Below are 23398 nucleotides of genomic sequence, written 5' to 3'. Positions count from 1 at the left end.
TAGACTAAAAATCAAAAACTCGTCCTTCTCGGCCGCATTCTATTTTTAGCTGTTGAGCGTACTGCGTGTGTAAATATTTTTCTATAGCGACTAACTGTTCATCGGTTCTTGATGGATCGTGGCTAATAATAATCACATTTTTAATACTCGCTTTTATAGCAAGCTCAGCAACCTGATCTATGGTGCTATGACCCCAACCATGCTTTAGAGGCAAGTCTGCATCTATAAATTGAGCATCGTGAATTAGTAAATCGGCGCCTTCAATAAAATTGCTCCATTCGCAAATACTTGTGTTTACCTTGTCTGGCGGGTTTAGCTCATTGTCGGTAACGTAGGCTATCTTTTTTTCATCTGCTTTAATGCAATAAGCAGTACCGCCACCAGGGTGATTCAGTGGGGCTGTCGAAACCAAAAAACCGTTAAGTGTAAACTGCTTTTGAGACGATAAATCAGTATTTAGCGTAATGCTGGCAGGTAAATCCTGATAACACACAGGAAAGTACGAACCACTCATTTGCTTTAATATGGCATCTTGGCTTTTTTTATCATCAACGTTGCCAGCTACAATGGTTATATTGCGGTTGGGCTGGTAGATAGGCTTAAAAAAAGGAAACCCTTGAATATGATCCCAATGATTGTGCGTTAGCAAAATATTGATAGGACTTTGTGTTTCTAGTAAACGTGCACCGAGTTCTACAATACCGGTACCAGAGTCTAAAATAAGATCTTTACCGTTGTTTTGTTCAATGTACACACACGAGGTATTTCCCCCAAAAATGTGTGTATTACTTCCAGCTGAAGGCATCGAGCCTCTAACACCAAAAAATTCAACTTTCATAATTTAAGGCTAAGCTCCATCTGCTTCAAAATTGAATTTAGAAATACTAACATTGTTAGAGTTAGTGTCATTACAGGTGCTACTTACAACAACTTGGGTATCATTTTGCAGGATGATTGAAGTAAACACATGTGTACTGACACATTGGCTTGCTTCATAAAAGCCGGCACCACTGGCTCCAAACGTATTATCCAAAGTACCGTCAGTTAAAATGCGCGCTAACATGCCTTTATTGTTGCCCATACCAACTAAAACAATATTGTTGTTGGTATCAAAAACGGCACTTTTTACTTCGGTATCTCCCGTTGAAGCTAATGTATATTGGTCTAACGGGTAGCTGTCATCAATTACTCCAGATGCGAGTAATCGCGTAATACTAGCTTTATTAGGCGTATCTACAACGTTTGCAATTAAATATAATTTATTTGATTCGTCGACTAATACTTTTACCATTTTATTCTCGGAATCAATGGTTGTTTCACCTATGTATTTGTAGGTTTGCTCACCGTCAGAGTCGAGCTTTAATGCTATTAATTCTGAACTGGCACCTGATACAGATTTACCACCAATAAAAATACTATCATCACTGATAAAAACACTTTCATAATATTCAAAAGGTGTTCCTATAATTTTTCCATTGCTACCAAAGTCATCGTCAAGTGTACCGTCAGAATCTAGCATCATGATAAACGAACTAGGAGTATCGGCTATAACTACAGAGCCAACTGCTACAACGTTGCCATCATGTAGTGCTAAATCAGTTAAGTTAAGCTTTTCAGCACCTGAAATAGAAGTAGAGTAAATACCATCACTGGCGAATGAGGTATCTAAATCACCATTTTGATCAACTTTAGCTATAAAGCCCTCTTCACCGTCAGTTTTGCTTTTAGATCCCGCAATAAATAAGCTGCCGCTATTGTGTTCAACCAACGCTATATTAGGTACGCTCAAATCTATGGCAATTTCTTTATGACCACTTTCGCTAAAGCTAGTATCTATAGCACCCGTACTCGTAAAGCGTGTTAATACTAACTTAGTAATTGAGTTCGATTTAGCCGTTGATGCAAGAATATACTTACCGACCTGAGGGCCATTGCTCAGTTGTAAAACGTGCATTGATTGATCGTCAGATTCTGCGCTTATAGTATCAAAAGCAAGATAACCAACGTCTGCAAAGTTACTGAATAATGTGGCTTGCTCGTCAATTGCTGCAACAAATGGTTTAGTGGTTGAGTCGTCAATAACACCCGATACCCATACTGTATCATTCGCATCTATAGTTGCCGATTTGGCAAATTGCTTACCATTGATACCTGAAATAATATTAATACCTGATGCACCATAAGTACTATCAAGTGAACCATCAGACATTAAAATACGGGCAGAAAATAGTTTTTCACTAGCAGAAACTCCAGTAGTGCCAGATAACGTAATTCCATTTTTAATTTGCTCATATTTTACGCCGGTTACACTCGCGCCACCATCACCACTACCACTATCACTATCAATATCGTAAATAGCAGTACCTGCATCACCAAAACTCGTTATAAGAGTACCCGTTTTATCAATAGCCAAAACCACGGCTTCTTTTTCACCACTATTACGAGTTATGTAACCACCTACAAAAGCTGTAAAGTCGGTGTTTTTAGCGCCGCCAATTGCAAATAGTTCGTCATCTTTATTATTCTTGGACAAGTCGAGCGATAATGCTGCGCTACCATTAAAACTTCCATTGTTTTCACCATCAGAAATTAAATAACGAATAAGTACGTCTTTATCACCAGTTGCACTTGTGACACTGCCAACAACCATAAGATCAGAGCTATTAAAGTTTTTAATAGCAAACGCTTCGTCATCTCTACTAGCGCCGCTCACATCGACAATTTTAGGGCTTCCGGCTTCATAAGCGAGCGTAGATATATCGTATTTTATCCATAAGCTATCGCTGTCGTTACCATTAAATGACTTACCAACAGCCTGAATTTTATTGTCGCTAAATTCAAGGTCATTAATCACGAGGGTGCTTGCTAATGCGGTACAGTGAATACCTGAATTATTATCTCCAGAGTTATTACTTAATACGCCAGCGGTATTCATTTTCAACAAACATGCTTCGGTATTTGTGCCATCAAAACTAGTGTAAGCAACAAAGAGGCTTGTACCATCAGAGATGATAGCTGTTGCTTGTTCATCATTTTCTAAATCTAATACTTTAACGCCATCACCATTAAATGCTGTATTTATCACACCACTCGTTGTATACGATGCAATAACGATATCTTTGTCGCTGTTATTACTAAAACCTACAAAGTAAAGGTTATTATTTAGCTCAATACTGTCATTAAATTCACCGCTTGAAAAAACTCCAGAAAGATCAAGTTCACCTGTTATAGGGCGACCAAATGTTTCATCTTCAACAGGAACTAGAGGCTCCGTATCATCAGTGATATCAATTATTATATTAATAGTAGTTGTTTCGTTAGGCGTACCATCATCAGTAATAGCTAGGCTCAATATGTACTGAGGAGTTGTTTCAAAATCAAACGGGCTTTCTCCTTTTACAGTTAATAAGCCAGAATCATTATTTATTTCGAATATGGGGGCACCACTGAGCAGGGTGTAACTTAAATTTTGGTTCTCAATGTCTGAGGCACTAACAGTCCCAATAGTGTCGCCATCGGTTGCGTTTTCCCTAATATTAAAACCTTGGTTTGACGCAACTGGAGCATCGTTAATAGGAGCAATCGTAATTGACAAACTACCAGTATCTGTAGCGTTATTCCCATCATCAACAGTATAACTGACAACAACAATACCGTTGGTATTTGCAGCCGGTGTGTACTGTAGTTTGTTATCAACAACGGATACTGAACCGCTATCGGCTGACGCTGCTGTTATGCTTAGGCTATCACTATCAGCGTCTATATCATTAATCAACACATCAATGAGTAGCGGTACTGCATCTTCATCCATCGTTGCCGTGTCAGCATTTGCTATTGGAGCATCATTTACAGGTGTAATAGTGATAGTTAACGTTGTTGTACTGGCACCGCCGTTGCTATCGCTTACAGTATAAGTAACTGTTGCTGAGCCGTTGTCGTCGGCTGCCGGTGTGTATTGAATTTGATTGCCAACCACTGAGACTGAGCCAATATCAGCTGAGACTGCGCTTATGGTAAGGCTGTCGCCATCCTCATCTGAGTCATTGGCTAATACGTTTATTAGTATTGGCGCTGCATCTTCATCCATAGTTGCCGTGTCAGCATTTGCTATTGGAGCATCATTTATAGGTGTAATAGTGATAGTTAACGTTGCTGTACTGGCGCCGCCGTTGCTATCGCTTACAGTATAAGTAACTGTTGCTAAGCCGTTGTCGTCGGCTGCCGGTGTATATTGAATTTGATTGCCAACCACTGATACAGAGCCAATATCAGCTGATGCTGCGCTTATGGTAAGGCTGTCGCCATCCACGTCTGAGTCATTGGCTAATACGTTTATTAGTATTGGCGCTGCATCTTCATCTATTGTAGCTGAGTCTGCGTTTGCTATTGGAGCATCGTTTACGGGAATAATAGTAATTGTTAAGTTAATAGTTGCAGTACCGCCGTTACCATCACTTATTGTGTAGTTAATAATTGCTGTTCCATTTGTATTAGCAGCAGGCGTATATTGGATTTTATTATCAACAACAGATGCAGAACCTCTATCTGCAGTAGCTGCTGTTATCACAAGAGTATCGCCGTCAATGTCGGAGTCGTTAGCTAATACGTTAACTAATAACGCAGGAGCATCTTCGTTCATCGTTGCTGAATCAGCATTTGCAGTCGGGGCATCATTAACGGGTGTAACAGTAATCGTCACACTTGCTGTTCTGTCGTTTATACCTTCATTACCAGTGCTATAACCATCAGTAATGGTGTAAGTTAGTACTATTTCACCTGAAAAATTTGCTGGTGGAGTAAACTGTATTTTTCCGGCGACAATAGTCGCTTCACCAGCAGTATTTTCTATATTAGAAATACTTATTGTATCGCCATCTGCATCAGTGTCGTTAGCTAGCACATCGAATAAAGATGCAGAGCTGTCTTCGTCTAACGTATATTGATCGTCATTGGCTTGTGGAAAAGTATTAACGCCGCTTTCACTTAAGGTTACTTGAGCTGTTGCAGTTAAGCCTTGCTCATTTGAAATTGAATAGGTAAAGCTATCTACACCAACAAAACCTAAGTCTGGCTGATAGGTAAATGAGCCATCAACTTTTAATGTAAGTTCGCCATTTTGAGTTGCATTAATTGCCGTGGTATTAACAGATAAATCGCCAGCCTCAATATTAAAGTCGTTAATTAATAAGCCATTTTGTACTGTTACTTCAAATAGTTTATTTTTGCTAAATTGATAGGCATCATTTTGTGCAACAGGGTTATCGGGTTCGCTGTTTATTACTAAAGTTACTGTGGCTGTAGAGGTTGCACCTAATGAGTCTATAGCTTGGTATTGAAATTGATCAACACCATTAAAATTAGCATCCGGCACATAACTAAAGCTGCCGTCAGTTGCTAATAATAGTTGACCATGTGTGGGTGCCACCATAAACGTTTCATCAACTGAAAAACTGTCATTATTTGGGTCAGTATCGTTACTAAGCACACCATTGGCTGCTGTAACCACAAGTGTTTCATCTTCGCTTAAACTATAGCTATCATTTTTTGTTACAGGGGCTACGTTAGTGTTTGAACTTACAATGGTTACATTTGCAATAGCCTGAGCACCTTGTGCATCAACAACTCTATACTGAAAGCTGTCTTGGCCTTGCATATTTTGCTCGCCTTGGTATTCAAAGCCACCATTATCAAAAAGGGTTAACTGTCCTCTTGTTGGTTCGCTAACCGGCGTTGTATCAACAGTTAAGTCATCTAAGTCTATATCGCTATCGTTTATAAGTAAGCCTGGCGATAGGACAACTAAGGTTCCATTGTTTGTAATGCTGTAAGTATTATCAAGCGCAATAGGAGCGTCGTTAACAGCTAAAATGGTTATCTCTACAACTGCGGTGTCAGTCATACCTAGCTCGTTAGCAACTTGATAGCTAAAGGCATCTTCACCATTAAAGTTTGCAATAGGGATATAAGTAAAATCCCCATTTTCATTTATATTAAGAGTGCCATGCTGCGGTAGAATTAATGCATCTGCATTTACACGTAAATCGCCACTGTATTGATTCGTATCGTTTGTTAGTACGTTACCTTGCAGAGTTTGATCTTCATTTATCTGAAACTGATCGGCATTTGCCTCTGGTGCAAATGCAAGCTCTCCACCCATTGGCGCTATGTTTATTATATTAGCAAAACCACTTTCACCACTGCCATCAACACCGGTAATAAGTACTTGATAACTTTTATCTGTAAGTGACTCGGTAATGCTTAATGCAGTATCTTGAATACTTAAAAATTGTTGCCCATTCTCTAATTCATTAATATTAGTAGATGAGACTCCAGCTTGAGTTGCAATATAAACGTTGTAACGATTAAGTTCGGGGTTGGCCTGCCACGAAAGATTAATATTATCTTCGTCTCGTTGTGCTGTAACACCTTCAATTTGATATGGTTGCCAGTTAAAAGTGATTGCATCAGCAAGTACTTGATTATTTAAAGTGTCAGTTATCCATATTTCAAGGCGTATTTCCCCTGGAGTTACGCCATAAAGCGCAGGACTGAGGCCTATAATTGACTTTTCGTAGTCAACACCACAATCAGAAGAACAAAGTGATATGCTTTTATTAACGCTAGGGAGTACTAAATTAACTTCAGCAATGCCATCAGTATCCGAAGCTTCAAGCAAAAAAGAAACATTACCTTGTACGGTGTCGTTTGTTTGTGAAAAAACAATATTAGCGCGAGTATTAGCTAAACTTGCTCCAACAACTCCTCTACTTGAAGTGACAGCACCTAAAACTTTTGTACTCTTGGTTTGATTACTCGCTATAACACCAGCCAAATTAATATAGCTAGTCACCGTTGGCGGTATTACTTCAGCCGTAGGTGATTGTATTGCCTCTTGAGTGGGGCTTTCTTCTGAGCCTCCACAGGCACTTAACAAAAACACCATAGAACCAAGCAAAAATATATTTTTTGCTGTCATTTTAAATACTCCATAATAAAAGCTTTGTATCCAATGTGTTTATGGTTCTAATTTAAAAGAACCGCTAGCATTTACATCAGGATTATTTATTTCGTTAAGATTAAAGTTGCCAGTAATGTTGTCTAAGTCATTCAAAAATATTGCATCAACATCGCCCTCGGCTTTATTGTTACCATGGGATGCAAATGTAACGGCCAGCTCAAGTTCGCTTAAATTTATTAAGCCGCTGTAAGCTGCATACCAATTTCCACCGGCGTCATTAAAACTAATTTCGCCATCAGGCACGGTGCCATTATCAAAATCAACTGCCATAGTCATAGCAAAGTCAGTAACAGCACCCACACTCGAATTTACATTAAAGCTTGATGCCTCATAGTTAAATACACCTTGGCGCTGAGCTATTTGATCGACTAAAGATGCGCTGCTAACAGTTTGAAATTGTTGTTCAGAATATATATCCATAACACCTGTATCTGCTTCAAAAGCATTTACTTCAACTTCAGTTACCGATGCTTGCTCAGTTTCTTCTTCGTTGTCGCCTTTAGGATCAATTGCTACTATATTTTGATCAAACACACGTGCCGCACGTGTCGTTTTAAATACTTCACCAGTGGCTGTAATTTGTGCAAACGAAAATGCCTCGTTATCACCCAAAGAAACCACGTTATTATTTTCTAACGTTAAATCTATTGCGCCATCCCATACCGCTAAAAATACATCGCCTTTAACCAGCTGAACTTCAAAATGCGTTCCGCGTATGCCAATAGAGCCTACGGGAGTTTTTACACTATAAGAGCCGCCATTTTTTTTAATTGCGCCGGAAATAGAGCGCAAACCGCCTTTAAGTAACTCAATAGAAGCAGAGCCCTGTTGGGTATTGTCATTAAATTCGTAGTTAGCAATATTTAATTCTGAGTTTTCTTTTAAGGCTATTAAACCACCATCCAACATCGAAAATTGCGCTTTGCTTTTCTCTCCAGTCGTAATACGATCTATGCCAAAAACAGTATCTCTGCGCTGCAATTGTCGTTGTTGTTCATTGCTTCCATCAAGCGCGAGTACAGAGCCTCGTGCTAAAATAGTTTTACCAGCAGGGTCGTTTGCTTGTGTATAAAAACTTACACAAAGTAAAGTGGTAATTACAGGGAGTAAATGTTTCATAAATACCTTAAATTAAAATGAGTAAGAAGCGCTTAAATTTATATCTAAACGGTCATATTCGAATAAAGAAATATTACTGGATTTATCTTGATAGTTGGCAGCCAACTGTATGGCTAAATCGCGATTAACTAAGTAGCGAACAGAAGTTGAGAGCATAAAGAGGTTATCGGCACGTTCTTGTAAAAATAAAGGGTGATCATCTTTATAATTAATCCATTGGTATCCAGCAAGAGATAACAACTGCCAATGTTGAGCCAACTGAGTGTTCACTTGGTAGTACAAGCTCGTAATATTACGGCTATTAAATTCACCCTCTGTAATGTCAGCTTCCTCGCTTTTAGCGTTAATGCTTAAGCTTTGAAACCAATTTTTAGCTGCATAGCTAGCACCTGCATTTATCGCATAAAATGAGTTATCGAGCTTTTCATCAAATCTATTGTTTAAAACACCCGCAGTCAAAGAGCTAAATAAATTAACTTGTTTATTTAGCGTAAAATTAGCTCCGGCCGTTAAAGCTGATTCAGTACGATAAAGTTTACCGTCAAGCATCAGTGGAGTGGTAGCAACTCGTGCAAACCAACTTATGTCATTTTGTTTATATTGATAGGCGGCATTAATGTTCGCATTTACACGATCGTATTGACTGAGTTCATCAAACTTGTACCACCCGGTATCAATACTTAAAGTGATTAAGCTTTTTTGGTCAATAGGGTGAGAGTACTTTCCTCTGTAATTAAGTCGTGCATAGTTGTCCTGCGTACTTTTACTTTCTGGCGATAACAAAAATTCACCAATATTAGGAATTATAATCGTATTTTCTGCAGTACCTGCGTTTACGTTGCCATCTACGCCAAGCGCAAGCTCAATATTTTGTTTATAAGAGCGTCCAGCCTCTTGTTGCTTAAGTGCAGCAGTTTCTAGCAATGACTGTGCTGAAGACTTTATATTATTAGGTGTGTCAGGTGAGTTAATTAGTATTAAAGCTTGAGTATCGGCAGCAGGTAAATTATTAACTGTTAAATAAGCGCGAACTAAGTATAAGCGAGCTTCATACCATCTAGGATTATTTTCAACCACGCGTTCAAAGGCAAATACAGCTGGCGCCGCATGCCCTGTTTTAAGTGCACTGACCCCTAATAAAAAGTCGTATACGGGTTCGCCTAGGTACTGATATTCGCTATTACTTTTTTGATAAGCCTGAGTGTATTTTTTTTCAGAAACTAATTTTTGAAGCTCAATCAATAGCTTATTGAATTCATCATTGCTTTGAGCCAATGAGTTAAAGCTCATTACAGCTAAACAACTACACAGTAAATTTCCTAAAACCTGTTTAATCATGCTTAATTTTATATCCCAGTAGAAGTTTGATGTTTTGTAAAAAGTGATGCCAACATTAGAAACCTACCACTTTTTGTAGCTAAGTATAGTTAATACAGTCACATTGGTTAATTAATTGTAGATAAGTAATGAGTTATACCAATCCGCGATAATACTTAGTCATTTTGCGGGGCTAAACGTGTCGCTACCTGTGTTAAAAATTCTCATATACGACTGCATGGATGCAGAAGGTAGAGCAATGCAGGAGCAATTGCCGAGAACAATGAAATAGCGAATTTTTTGCCTAGCTATCAACATGTTTTTCCATCCTCAAAATAGAACACTTAATTAAGCGAATTGGTATAAATACTTGTTTATTAAATATTATTACTAATTAGGGGGTGTTGAGCTTTGTGGGTTGAAATTTTTTAATCTAGGGATGATTTAATCGCTGCGTGAGATTTACAAATTAGTGGGTTTAACTAGAGTATGAATAATTGTGTTGTAATCTTAATATAGTAAGAGGTTTTAGAATTTATATAATAGGATAATTAATAGGGTATAAATATGAGGCTTACTAGGAAAAAAGTGGGGCGATTGACGGGGCTTGAACCCGCGACAACCGGAATCACAATCCGGGGCTCTACCAACTGAGCTACAACCGCCACTACACACCTCGTTTGGTGTGGCGCGCATAATACATAAAATAATAATTGTTGTGAAGCCTAAAAGTGAAATAAATTAAAATAATTTAAATCAGGCAAGTATAATTAGTATTTAGTCGTTAATATTTTTCCAAAGTAGGCTACATTTTATCGGATAATTGCCTCTAAAAAATCGAATATACTTGCATTTAATAGTATTAATTCATTATTCCATGAGAATAAATTGTAAATTAATGTATAATAATGCCCGAAAACGCTTAATAAAAAACATTTGGAGTAAATATGGATTCAGTACTTAATTGGCTTAACGATAACTCAGGCCTAATTTTACACTATGGTATTCAAGCAGTTGTTGCGCTTGTTATCTTTTTACTTGGTAGTCGTGTTGCTAAGTTTTGTTCTAACTTAACTGAAAAAGGTTTTGCTAAAAAGAAAGTAGATAAAGCTGTCGGTTCATTTGTTTCAAGTATTGTGTACACACTTGTATTTGCTGTAACTATTTTAATGGCACTTTCGCAAATTGGCATTGAAACAACTTCGTTCATTGCTATTTTAGGTGCTGCCGGTTTAGCTGTGGGTTTAGCATTGCAAGGTTCATTATCTAACTTCGCATCAGGCGTACTAATTATTTTACTTCGTCCATTTAAGTCTGGTGACTTTGTTGAAGCAGGTAATAAAATGGGTACGGTTAAAAAAATCGAAATATTCTCAACTGAACTACGTACTCCAGATAACAAAGTAATTATCGTACCAAACTCTCAAATAATGTCTGGTGCTATTACTAACTTCTCACGAGAGTCTACTCGTCGTATCGATTTAGTTATTGGTGTTGGCTACGATGCTGATTTACGTCACGCAAAAGAAGTATTAAAATCTGTATTAGATGCAGAAACACGCATACTTAAAGATCCAGCTTACAATGTATCTGTAAATGAGTTAGGCGATTCAAGTGTTAACTTTATTGTTCGTCCTTGGGTTAACGCTGCTGATTATTGGCCTACTTACTGGTCATTAATGGAAAATATTAAAATCGCATTAGATGATGCAGATATTACTATCCCATTTCCACAAATGGATGTTCACTTTCACAAGCAAGACTAATTTTAAATAGTTATTTAATTAAAGTTATCTTTAATTGTTATAGTGCTAAAGAGCTATTAAACATAAAATTTTCATGCGGTATTTGCTGCATGAAAATTTTTTACATCATTACTTAGTTGTTTAGCTTGCTCTAACAAGTAATGCTTTAATAAAATAGATGTACATTTATACAAAGGTTATTTTTTAATGAAATTAAAGCTTTTATCAGTTTTAGTTGCGGCTTCTGCTGCAACAAACGCATTTGCTGCAGACGCAGAACAAAGAACATGGGAAGTTACCAGTGAATTAGGTGCTATTGTCACAAGTGGTAATACAGAAACGACCACACTTAAAGGTGGCATTAAAGTTCAGCACAACCTTGAACACTGGAACAACGAATACAAGCTAGACGGCATCTACAAAGAATATGAAGTTGAAAATGCTAATGGTGACAAAAACAAGCAGCGCACTAACGAGAAGTATTCAATTTCTGCACAAGGTAATTACAAATTAAATGAAGATCATTCTCATTTATTCATTTATGGTTCACACGTTTCAGATTATTTTGGAGCGTATAGAAGTGAGTCAGTAATTTATGCAGGTTACGGTTTACGTTTATTAAACGAAAAAACTATGTGGTTAAGTGCTGAAATTGGTCCTGGTTATAAATACTTTGAATACCCAGATGACAGCACTGAAGTTGATGACAACGGTAACTCTCTTGCTGGTGAATTTGAAGGCGAAGTAATTGCCTTAGGTAAGCTAGATTACAACTGGCAAATTTCTGAGAATGCACGTTTTACTCAATTAGTTGCTGTTGAGTACGGTGATACAAACACTAAAACCCGTTCTGAAACTGCATTACTTGCAAAAATAAACGGCTCGTTACAAATGAAAGTCGCTTTTAATGTCACTAACAACTCAGATGTTGCTGACGACAAAGAAAGCACTGACACAGAAACGTCATTCACGTTGGTTTACAGTTTTTAACCAATGTAGTTAAGTTAATGACATTTAAGTGACAAAAGGGACGAAAGTCCCTTTTTTATTTGCTTATAATTAAGGTATTATAGCGGCCAATTTTGGTTGTAGACCTAGGGATATGCCTACTCGTGAAAGTTTTTACACAATTTATTAGTGCTTTTATTCTACTTTGTAGTTTTAGTACTTTGGCTTTTACGCCAACAGCGTCTCAACTTGAGCAGTTTAAAAAGCTACCAAAAGCTCAACAAGAAGCGCTAGCAAAACAGTATGGTGTTGATATATCAACGATCACTGGTGCAAACCAATCTAATACTCAAAATAATACACAGCAGCAAAGTAGTATTGGTGAGCGTACCGAGCCTGAAAAAGAAGAGCTTACAGATGAAGAGCGCTTTAAACCAAAAATAGACGAACTTAAGCCATATGGCTATGAGTTGTTTGCAGGTGAACCTACTACGTTTATGCCAAGCGAAAATGCCGCAGTACCAGATACATATATTGTGGGCCCTGGCGATCAATTAAAAATAAACTTTTACGGTAAAGAAAGTGAAAGTTTTGAAGTTATAGTTGACCGTGAAGGACGTATTAGTATTCCAGACTTAAGCCCTGTGGAAGTGGCTGGTTTAACCTTTGCTGAAATTAAAGAACTAATAAAAGTAAAAGTAGAGCAAGAGGTAATAGGTGTAAAAGCGTTTGTATCACTTGGTCAGCTTCGTAGCATGCGTATTTTAGTGCTAGGTGAGGCTTACAAGCCTGGTAGCTACAGTGTTTCATCATTAACAACCGTTTCGCACGCATTATTTGTAAGTGGTGGTGTGTCTGATATTGCTTCTCTACGTAATATTCAAGTTAAACGCGCAGGCAAGGTTGTAGCAAATTTTGACCTTTATGACTTACTTATTAAAGGCGATAGCAGCAACGATATCGTATTAAAGCCGGGTGATGTCGTATTTATACCATCAGTTGGCGCTCAAGTAAAAGTTGAAGGTGCAGTTAAACGTCCCGCTATTTTTGAACTTAAAAAAGGTGAATCTGCTAAGCAGTTATTAGCAATGGCCGGAGGCCTCAAACCAAATGCCTATGCTAAAAATGCAGTGGTAGAGCGCTTCAACTTCGACCGTAAAGAAGTACTCTCGGTCGATTTTTCAAAACCACAAATTAACTATATCCCGCAAGATGGCGACCGTATTCGCTTTAATTCAGTTAGCTCGCAATATCAAAATTCAATTAGCTTAATTGGTGCAGTAGCACGCCCAGGTAATTATCAATGGCACCAAGGCAAGCGTATTTCAGATGTACTTAAATCTATACGCGGTGACCTACTACCGCAAGCCGATTTAAGCTACGGCCTCGTAATCCGCGAAATAAATGTAAACGGTGATATAGAAGCGCATCAGTTCGACGTTGCTCAAGCGATTATTAAAAATCCTGAAAACAACTTACAACTTAAAGCTAATGACAAGATAGTTGTATTTAGTCGTTTTGAAGAAAAAGAAGCAGAGCAATCAGCTCTAGCAAATATGGCCCTTAGCCAAGAGCAACAAGAGCAGCAACAAAAAGCAGAGCAATGGCACAAGTTTGAGCAAAAAGAGTTCGAAAAATATATTGGTGTTAATCAAGAAGACGAAGAGCTTGTTCTTGAAGACAATAAAATACTAACAATTGCTGAAATTTCTAAACGCAAAGCAAAAGAAGAAGAAGACCAAGAACTCAAACCTGAAGATTACGCATTATTTAGCCGCCATAACTTATTAGCGCCGATTATTGCTAAATTTAAACAGCAAGCATCAGTGCAACAAGCAATGCAATTAGTTGAAATCAGCGGGAATGTTACTTTCCCTGGTATTTATCCACTAATGATTGGTGGTGAGGTAAAAGACTTAATAACTGCAGCCGGTGGTTTATTGGAGTCTGCCTACGTAAAACAAGCTGAAATTACACGTATTGTAGCCAGCGATGGTTCTAAAATAGAACACTTACGATTTGATCTTGAAAGCGCCATGAAGGGCGATCTTCAAAGTAATATTACGTTACAAAGTAAAGACAGCATAAACGTTTTCGCTATTCCAAACTGGCAAGAAAACGTAAAAGTAGAATTAAAAGGTGAGCTTAAATTTCCAGGTACGTACACGATACGCCGAGGTGAAACGCTAACTGAATTACTGGAACGCGCGGGTGGTTTTTCACAATTTGCAGAGCAAAAAGCAGCTGTATTTACCCGTACATCAATTAAAGAACAAGAACAAAAACAACTAGCGCGTTTATCTACAGAGCTTCGCCGCGATATAGCTTCTAAAAGCTTCCAAAACTCGGTGAGTAGCAGCACACTTTCTTATGAAGAAATGAACATGCTGTTAAACGACCTCGCAAGTGTTGAAGCTGTAGGGCGTTTAGTAATTGACTTACCTTTAATTGTAAATAATCAACAAAACTTAGTATTACAAGATGGCGATACACTTTATGTACCAAGTAAGCGCGATTCAATCAGTGTAATAGGTGAAGTTAACTACTCAACATCACATCTTTATAAATCAGGTGTTAGTGTTGATGATTATATTGCGCTAAGTGGTGGCCTTAAAGAGCGTGCTGCTGAAGATAGAATTTACATTATTAAAGCCAATGGTTCAGTGAAAATACCAAGTACAGGTGGCTGGTTTGCAGCTAATAATGCTGAACAGTTAGAACCCGGTGACACAATAGTAATACCAATGGATGCAGGGCACATGGATAAGCTAACGCTTTGGAGCACAGCAACGCAGATTCTTTATCAGTTAGGTGTGGCTGTCGCTGCTATTGGAAGTTTGTGATATGTATTTTTACATTACAAATACTTTAAATTACGTAGCAATACTAAAAAGGTTTCATTAAGTCATGGAAAATAGCAGCTATATTCAGTCCAAGGAAGGCTTAGTTAAAAATGATGAAGTTGATCTCAGAGAGCTCTTCATCTTTATATGGTCTAAAAAGCTATTAATAGCATTAATAACTTCAATAATTAGTATTGCAGTAGTTATATACGCACTACAGTTGCCAAATATCTATAAGGCTGAGGCTCTATTATCTCCAGCTGAGCAGCAACAAAATAACGGTTTAGCTTCCTTAGCTGGACAGTTTGGTGGTATCGCTAACCTTGCTGGAGTAGATTTAGGTGGTTCGAGTAGTTCGAGTAAAACAGGTTTGGCAATTGAAGTTTTAAAATCAAGAAAGTTCAGTAGTAAATTTATAGAGCAGCACGACATTCTTAAAGACTTGATGGCAGTTAAAGAATGGGACTTATATCAAAATAAAATTACATACGATAAAGAAATATTTAATACCGAGACTCAAGAGTGGGTAAGAGAAGTTAAGCTCCCTTTTAAAGCTAAGCCATCTATGCAAGAAGCATATATCAAATTACAAGAAGCCATGAGTGTGGAGTTAGATCCTGATACAGGCATGATTAAACTATCTGTAGAGCATTACTCGCCATATATTGCTAAGAATTGGGTTGACTGGTTAGTGACAGATATAAATGAGGTTATGCGAATTAGAGATGTTGATGAAGCACAAAAAAGCACCTTGTTTTTAACCCAGCAGATTCAAAACACTGAAATATCAAATATGAAATCAATTTTATTTACCCTATTAGAAGAGCAAGCAAAAATAATAATGTTTGCAAACGTTAGAACTGAATATGTATTTAAAACGGTCGATCCCGCGATCGTTCCCGAAAAAAAATTTAAACCAAGACGATCTTTAATATGCATTTTGGGATTTTTAGCTGGACTATTACTATCGCTATTTATCGTTTCAGTTATGTACTTAAGTTCTAATCCAGAAGAATCTATTAATGAACACACTAATGGGTAACTTTTCAGTGAAACGATTTAAATCAAAAAAAGAAGTTTTAAAACAAAATACTATTTTCATTTTTTGTCCCGAAAATAGAACTGAAGAGCTTCAAAGCATACTTAAAGAATATGAATTTGAGCTGGTTTTTAATGATTATTCAATAAAAGACTTTAGTTTAAAAGTTATTTGTCACTTTGAAAGTACAAATTTGAGTAAAACTCAAAAAGACTATTTAGTTAAAGCAACTGAGCTTGGTGCGTGGGTAGAGCCATTAGTTAGTTATTTAGATAATAGGCTGGGTTTTACTGAGGTACAGCTTCTCCAAAGTAACTATTTTTTACATCAAAAAGCATTTTCTATCTTATCAGTGAAAAAAACGCAGGTAGCAAAACGATTTATTGATGTGCTGAGTGCAATACTATTAATTTTACTTACATTACCTATTGGTATCTTATTTGCGATTTTAATAAAATTGGAGAGTAGAGGTCCTATTTTTTATAAGCAAACCAGAACAGGGCAATATAATGAAGAGTTTGAAGTAATAAAATTTCGTTCGATGTCTCGTGATGCCGAAGCCGATGGAGCTCAGTGGGCTCAAGCAAATGATTCAAGAGTCACTAAAGTTGGTAGGTTTATTAGGAAGACAAGAATCGATGAGCTACCACAGTTTATCAATGTACTGCGTGGTGAAATGTCAATGGTAGGACCTAGACCTGAACGGGAAGTGTTCATTACAGAGCTCGAAAAAGAAATACCGTATTATAGGTTTAGACACGCGGTAAAGCCGGGTGTAACTGGGCTTGCGCAGATAAGTTATCCTTATGGTGCTTCAGTAGATGATGCTATATGGAAACATAAATACGATATTCACTATATTAAACATCATAGTACTTTTGGTGATTTAAAAATAATGTTTAAAACGATTAAAGTAGTTTTGTTTGGTCTGGGGCGTTAAATGGACCCAATGGTTTCTATTATTATGCCGACTTATAATTCTAGTCGGTATATTACTCAGAGTATCGAGTCTGTAAGGCGGCAAACATATCTACACTGGGAGTTATTAATTACAGATGATTGCTCACAAGACAATACACGTGAATTAATTAAGCAATTTCAGCAAATAGATTCAAGAATAAAATTATTTACGAGTAAGGTTAATGGTGGTGCTGGTTGTGCTAGAAATAACTCAATTGCAGAGGCTAAAGGACGCTTTATAGCTTTTCTAGATTCCGACGATATGTGGGCACCTAAAAAATTAGAATTACAAATTGAATTCATGAAAGCTAATAAAATAGGTCTATCCTATACGGCCTATCAAAAGATAGACAGCCAGGGGAATTCTCAAGGTATTATTACTCCTCCAAAGCAAACCACGTATTCTAAATTATTATATGGGAATGTAATTGGTTGTTTAACTGCAATTTACGACACCGCAATTGTAGGTAAAAAATATATGCCTACAATAAGAAAGCGTCAAGATATGGGACTTTGGCTTGATATCCTAAAAGACATACCACATGCTGAGGGGCTTTCTGATGTTTTAGCGTCATATCGGCATGATTCAGGTATGACGAAAAATAAATTTAAGATACTGAAATGGCAGTGGGCTTTTTATAGAGATGTTTTAAAATTTGACATCTTTCAATCTTCTTATTATTTCTTTTTTTATGCTTTTAACGGCTTTTTTAAAAATAAAAAATAAGTACTATGCGCTATTTTTATCTTTAAAGTTTGTAGGATTATACTATTTTCGTAAAAGTATGATGCTGATTGAACGTTATAAAGTATGCCGGATAAAGCACGAACTTAAATAAGATTATAGACCTATGACACATGTAACAGTGGTAATACCTTTCTACTCAACTATCCCTGGATTGTTAATAAAAGCGGTGCAGAGTGCGCTTAAGCAGACAATTAATAACATTCAGGTCATAATTGTTGATGATTGCTCTCCACTTGAAGCTAAATGTGAACTCAAATCTATTACTGACCCTCGTATAAAAATCATACGCAACGAATATAACCTACATGGTGGGCTATCGAGAAATGTGGGTGTAAGAAATGCTGAAGGGCAGTTTGTTGCGTTTTTGGATTATGACGATATTTGGTACCCAACCAAATTAGAAAAGCAGTTAGAGTTATACGAACAAAAGTCAGTTTATCTAGGGAAAGATATTGTTATTTATTCTACATGTAAGATTATTGATGGATCTCGAGAAATAATCCGCCCTACACGTAAAATTCAAGAAGGTGAAACTGTTGGTGAATACTTATTTAAAGCACAACAAATAATCCAAACTAGTGGCATATTACTTCCTACAGCTTTAGCAAAAATAGCACCATTTCATAACTTAAAAAGGCATCAAGATTATCAATTTTGTTTATCACTAGAGGAGTGTGGTGCAAAGTTTGTTCTGCTAGAAAGCGTTGCATATGAGTTTATACAAATTCCTAAATTAAATGATTATAATTTTTCATTGGAATGGCTAAATATGTATAAAGATTTATTAAGTAATGATGCCACAACAGGTTTTTATTATTTAGTTATTTTACGCTCAATGATATCCCATAAACACTATAAAAGAGCGTTAGTCTTTTCCTTAAAACACAAACTTTTGGCTAAGTTTATTAAAGCGATATGTTTAAAATTTGCGAAACAATTACTTAAAACATTTAGAGTAATTAAATAACAATGAGCTGGCATATAAAAAAAAGAGACTTTTACTTATTTTCTCTAAAATTAGTTTTATTGATCGTTTTATTTTTATTTATGAATTTCGACAAAGCATTGAATGTTGATTATCCAAACTATCTAGCAAACTATAAAAACGATTGGTGGCAATTTGAGTTAGGTTTCGAGTCTATAGCCTATCCTTTTAAAGTATTTAAGTCTGAATTTTTGAGCTTTTGGATCTTTATTTTAGTTCTAGAGGTTATACTAATAGCGTTTTTATATAGAAATAACGCAATATTTTTGTTTGCCTTCCCAAACCTCATTTTCATCTCTCAAGGTTTTTTGGGTACACAAATCAGATTTGGTTTGGCTATATCACTATTTTTAGTCGTTTTTTCTTTTTTTTATAAGAAAAAACATTTCTGGTTGATTTCACTTTTTCCCATTTTATTTCACAATGCGATAATTGTTGTTTATTTTTTATCTAATTCGGTTAGGTATTTATTGAATGACAAAAGAAAGATATTTTTGAAAAATAACCTATTTTGGCTAGGAATTTTTATTGTTGCATCAGTAGGTATAAGTATATTAATGAATCATATTCTTATGGCCACTGGTTACTATTATTATGTCGGTACAAAATATCAAGAAGGCAAGTCAATCTCATCTCTGATTTATCTTTTCATTTCCATGCTTTTACTGCTTTTTTTATTATGTAGAAAAAGCAACGCTCAATATTCTGAGTACATCTACTTTGGTTTTGTTATAGTGGTCTTTAGCTTGATTTTTTCGAAATCGTCAGTTATTTCGGGACGTTTTACTTTGGTTTACACAATGCTTGAGCCATTTGTTTTGTATTACTTCTATCAAAATATAGGTAAGAAAAAGTACTTCTTTCCTATCTTTATTCTTTACTGCGTGATTTGTTACATAAAGCTAATTACCGTTGACTTCAAGGTTTAATTTTCATGAAAATAGTTGCATTCGTAGGTGAGACCTTCGATTCGTATAATGGTAATTATTATACCAAACAAACTTCAGCTGCATTTTTGCAAGATGCGATAGGCACTGAGTCTGTATATGTATGCTCACCGGTAAAAAAAGTTGCTTCATTGCCGCTTAGTTATAGTACAGAGGTTAATGAAAGTCATTTTTATCCATTCCCAAGCTATTCTTCTACGAAAGACTTTGCGATTAAGAGTCTTTTTCAACGAGGTTATATTAAAAGCTATAAACTAAATGCTGATAAAGTGATCGCAGAGCATAGTGGCGCATACTTTTGGATTAGGTCACCATCAATGGGAAGCTTACTTTTTGGTATTCAAGCTTTAAATGCAGGCGAAAAAGTTTTACACCATATGTGTGCTGATTCTTCTAGTACTTGGAAAGATCCAAAGTATTCATTTTCAGAAAAAGTTTTTGGATTTCTTTTTTCAAAGTATTTACGTATTAAACTCAAGAAAATATGCGAACATAAAAATACAATTAACTTATGCACAGGGGATGTTTTAGAGACTTTCAGTGCTAAATACTCACCTAAAAACACATATCAGTTTGTTGATTTAATGGCTAAAAAGCCGGGAAATATAGCGCCTACATTGAAAAGGAAAACATTATTTAAGATGCTGTTTCTTGGACGTATAGTTAAAGACAAGGGGGTATTTGATTTAATTCAGGTTGCGAATCAACTAAAAGAAAAAGTAGAGCTAACTATTATAGGTGATGGTGCTGATTTAGATGAGGCTAAGCAATTAGTTGATTCACTTTCACTACAAGAAACTGTTACGTTTACAGGGTTATTACCCAATAGTGAACTTAGCGAATACTACAATCAAACAGACGTTGTAGTCGTGCCTTCAAATAATCATTATGAAGGCTTTCCTAGGGTAATTATGGAAGGTTGGGCCTTCAATAAACCAGTTATCGTTTCAAATACAGGAGGCGTTAAAGCTTTTGTTAAGCATAACGTAAATGGACTGATATTTAGTCCTGGGAACATGCAAGAATTAAGTGATTCAGTTAATAAACTTGCTACGGACGAAGTTTTATATAGTCAACTACAGGCTGAAGCTAAAAAAATGTCAGTTTATTCAAGTCAACATTATTGGATCGATTTTTTAAAGTCTTTAATCGCTAAGTAATCTCAATTTTCTTAGTCGTGTGGTCTATTCTTAGGTAAGAAAAATTTATCGATAACAAGAAAAAATTTCGTTATTCAGTTGTTCTTTATCAGAAATTTTTAACACAGTTAACGACAGGTTTAATCCCTTAAATTGGTTTAGTATTATTCTGTAATCATTAAAGATCAAGGTTGTATATAAGTGCTACTTTTGACTTCGTACAACCACCCAAAGAGTATAAATTTCTTTATACAACTATTTTAGTTATATCATTGTCACCATTATTTACACAATAAAATTTAACGAGTCATAAATAGTTCATTTTAAATAATGCAAATTTTGGCTTTAGATAGGCGATTAAAATTAATGAAAGAAAATAAATTATTGTATAAAGCAATTGGAAAAAGTGTTTTAGGTAGATATTCGGTTTACTTAGTAAATCTAATATCAATGATGATTTTGGCTCGTGTCTTCACTCCTGAAGTCTTTGGTATAATTGCTGCAATAATGGTTTTTTATCTTTTTTTTCAGTTGATGGCTGAGGCGGGCTTAGGGCCAGCAATAATAAACCTTACTCAATTATCCAATAAAGAGAGAGATGGTATATTTACTCTAACTTTAATTATTGGGGTTATCCTAGCCGGACTTTTTTTATTGTCCTCTGACTTTTTAGTCTCTTTTTACCAAATTAAGGGGATTGAGCAAGTTGTCCCATTTGTCTCAGTGTCTCTAATCTTGTTTGCTATCACGATTGTGCCAAACGCTTTACTGCTTCGTGAGCAATCGTTTTATAAGATTGCGATATCAGGTACGATTGCAGAAATTACATCTACCTCTATAGCTTTTCTATTAAACTATTATATAGATGCGGTCTATGCTCTATCTGCTAAATATTTAGCAAGTGCATGTATATCATTCTTAATGCAATTTTATTTTTCTGCTAATACGGATTTCGGTAGACCTAAAATAGGAAGTCAACTATCAGCCATAAAGCCTTTGCTTTCTTTTTCACTTTACCAGTTCGGTTTCAACTTTATAAATTTCTTTTCTAGGAACTTAGATAATATTTTGATTGGTAAATTTTTAGGTGCAGCATCACTAGGAATTTATGATAAATCATATCAGTTGATGAAATACCCATTAATGTTATTAACATTTGCTATGACACCAGCAATACAGCCTGTTATACGTCAAAATAGAGATGACAAAGATAAAGTAGAAAAAATTCATATGGCATTTACTTTTAAACTGTCTATGGTTGCTATTGCTGCTGGCATCGCAATGTTTTTTTTATCCGAATTTATAGTACTAATAATGCTGGGAGAGCAGTGGAAGGAGGTAATTCCTATTATAAAAATATTAGCGATTTCAATACCAGTCCAAGTTGTTGCTTCAACGAGTGGAAGCTTTTTTCAAGCAATGGATAAAGCCGGTGTACTATTTTTAAGCGGTTGTTTATCTGCGGTACTAATGATTGCAGCTATCGTAATAGGGATTTTTGAAAGAGATATTTTATCAATCTCATGGTACTTAGTAATTGCGATGCATATTAATTTCGTTCAAACATATTTATTAATGTATAAAAAAGTGTTTAATCAATCAGCTATTTTGTTTTTTGTAAAAATGCTACCAATATTTCTGGCTGCTACACTAATGAGTTTAGCAATGTTAAGTGGGAAAGTGTGAGATGCTAAAGATATTTAATTCAGCTATTATTGTAATTATTTATAATAAAGAAATTCACCAGTCAAAAACGTTAAACAGGCTTGCCCAATCTAAATTGTCTTTTAGTAACTGTCAGTTAGTAATTTGGAATAATGGCCCATTTTCATTAGATAATCGTAATGTTAGCCAGTTAATATCTCGAGGTTTTAACGTTGAAATACAAGAAACTATTAAAAACGAATCACTAGCAAAAATATATAATTTATTCATATCTCAGTTTGATTCAAAAAGTTATATTATTTTAGATGACGATACAGATTTAAACGATCAATATTTATCTGAAGCGCTAAATCTAGGCGAATCAGAGGTAGGCATTCCTACAATTCAATTTGATAATAAAACTGAAGGTCCAATAATAAATCTCACAATTATTCAAGATCATAAGTATGTATGTAAATCTAAAGATAAAATTTTTGCCATAGGAAGCGGGCTAGTTATTGGAAAAAACATATGCGACGAAATAAAAGAGGTATACGGTTCTGTATTTGATAATAATTTTTATTTATATGGTGTAGATACGGCTTTTTGTTTTAGGCTGAATAGACTAGAAAAAAATGAAAGAGTAACCATTCTTCCTCCGCTATCTCACTCATTATCAAGGTTGGAGTCAGAGTCGGGTGGAATAAGTAGGTTTCGGGTAAAAGAGAGAGGCTACGATGTGGGTTTACAATGGAGGTATTACTATCCCCTTCATATAGCCTTTTATAAAATTTCAAAGTTGGTAGCAATTAATCTCCTTAGAGTATTGAAAATCAAAAAAGGTCCACTCAACCTAAGTTACACATTAAAAGCATTTATATCTGGTTCCCATTATAGGAATGAAAAATAGCTTTAAGAAATTAATTTTTCCTTTTAAAATAAACGT

General features: G+C 35.9%; 15 protein-coding genes and 1 tRNA gene. 11 read left to right on the top strand and 5 right to left on the bottom strand.

Features of this window, described 5'->3' with window-relative positions:
• Positions 1 to 4: 4 nt before the first annotated feature.
• From QT16_RS03365 to QT16_RS03345, 5 genes are all read right to left on the bottom strand, one after another.
• A complete protein-coding gene (locus tag QT16_RS03365; protein WP_039485684.1) occupies positions 5 to 838 on the bottom strand; it encodes an MBL fold metallo-hydrolase in 834 nt (277 codons plus the stop codon).
• Between the two features lie 9 nt (positions 839 to 847).
• Entirely contained in the window at positions 848 to 6976 is a 6129-nt protein-coding gene (locus tag QT16_RS03360; protein ID WP_039485681.1) for an Ig-like domain-containing protein, read from the bottom strand.
• A gap of 39 nt (positions 6977 to 7015) precedes the next feature.
• Positions 7016 to 8137, bottom strand: a complete 1122-nt coding sequence (locus QT16_RS03355; protein ID WP_039485677.1) for a FecR family protein — start codon at positions 8135 to 8137, stop codon at positions 7016 to 7018.
• A gap of 12 nt (positions 8138 to 8149) precedes the next feature.
• Positions 8150 to 9475, bottom strand: coding sequence for a porin family protein (locus QT16_RS03350; protein ID WP_039485674.1), 1326 nt, complete (start codon positions 9473 to 9475; stop codon positions 8150 to 8152).
• A 568-nt stretch (positions 9476 to 10043) separates the two neighbouring features.
• Positions 10044 to 10119 (bottom strand) — tRNA-His (locus tag QT16_RS03345).
• 282 nt (positions 10120 to 10401) lie between these two features.
• On the opposite strand from QT16_RS03345, the gene QT16_RS03340 reads away from it, so the two are divergent.
• From QT16_RS03340 to QT16_RS03290, 11 genes are all read left to right on the top strand, one after another.
• Positions 10402 to 11220: a mechanosensitive ion channel family protein gene (locus tag QT16_RS03340; RefSeq protein WP_002958438.1), complete on the top strand. Its 819-nt coding sequence runs from the start codon at positions 10402 to 10404 to the stop codon at positions 11218 to 11220.
• 186 nt (positions 11221 to 11406) lie between these two features.
• Complete coding sequence (locus tag QT16_RS03335) at positions 11407 to 12189, top strand: DUF481 domain-containing protein (protein ID WP_039485669.1); 783 nt, start codon at positions 11407 to 11409, stop codon at positions 12187 to 12189.
• A 122-nt stretch (positions 12190 to 12311) separates the two neighbouring features.
• Positions 12312 to 14990: an SLBB domain-containing protein gene (locus QT16_RS03330; RefSeq protein WP_039485665.1), complete on the top strand. Its 2679-nt coding sequence runs from the start codon at positions 12312 to 12314 to the stop codon at positions 14988 to 14990.
• A 64-nt stretch (positions 14991 to 15054) separates the two neighbouring features.
• Positions 15055 to 16032, top strand: coding sequence for a Wzz/FepE/Etk N-terminal domain-containing protein (locus QT16_RS03325; protein WP_039485661.1), 978 nt, complete (start codon positions 15055 to 15057; stop codon positions 16030 to 16032).
• Entirely contained in the window at positions 16025 to 16969 is a 945-nt protein-coding gene (locus QT16_RS03320) for an exopolysaccharide biosynthesis polyprenyl glycosylphosphotransferase (RefSeq protein ID WP_039486070.1), read from the top strand. The genes QT16_RS03325 and QT16_RS03320 overlap by 8 nt, the downstream gene beginning before the upstream one ends.
• Positions 16970 to 17716: a glycosyltransferase family 2 protein gene (locus QT16_RS03315; protein ID WP_039485658.1), complete on the top strand. Its 747-nt coding sequence runs from the start codon at positions 16970 to 16972 to the stop codon at positions 17714 to 17716.
• Between the two features lie 124 nt (positions 17717 to 17840).
• Positions 17841 to 18704 carry a glycosyltransferase family 2 protein gene (locus QT16_RS03310; RefSeq protein WP_039485655.1) on the top strand — a complete coding sequence of 288 codons (864 nt, stop codon included), beginning with the start codon at positions 17841 to 17843 and terminating at the stop codon, positions 18702 to 18704.
• A gap of 2 nt (positions 18705 to 18706) precedes the next feature.
• Entirely contained in the window at positions 18707 to 19651 is a 945-nt protein-coding gene (locus QT16_RS21120) for an EpsG family protein (protein WP_039485651.1), read from the top strand.
• Positions 19652 to 19656: 5 nt separating this feature from the next.
• Positions 19657 to 20829 (top strand): glycosyltransferase, encoded by a 1173-nt coding sequence (locus QT16_RS03300; protein WP_039485648.1) that lies wholly within the window; start codon positions 19657 to 19659, stop codon positions 20827 to 20829.
• A 345-nt stretch (positions 20830 to 21174) separates the two neighbouring features.
• Positions 21175 to 22494: a lipopolysaccharide biosynthesis protein gene (locus tag QT16_RS03295; protein ID WP_052201198.1), complete on the top strand. Its 1320-nt coding sequence runs from the start codon at positions 21175 to 21177 to the stop codon at positions 22492 to 22494.
• A 1-nt stretch (position 22495) separates the two neighbouring features.
• Positions 22496 to 23362, top strand: a complete 867-nt coding sequence (locus QT16_RS03290; RefSeq protein WP_039485646.1) for a glycosyltransferase family protein — start codon at positions 22496 to 22498, stop codon at positions 23360 to 23362.
• Positions 23363 to 23398 lie beyond the last annotated feature (36 nt).

The sequence above is a fragment of the Pseudoalteromonas distincta genome, assembly GCF_000814675.1.
GTDB classification, from domain to species: Bacteria; Pseudomonadota; Gammaproteobacteria; order Enterobacterales; family Alteromonadaceae; genus Pseudoalteromonas; species Pseudoalteromonas distincta.
This window is presented reverse-complemented; position numbering and strand designations above follow the sequence as displayed.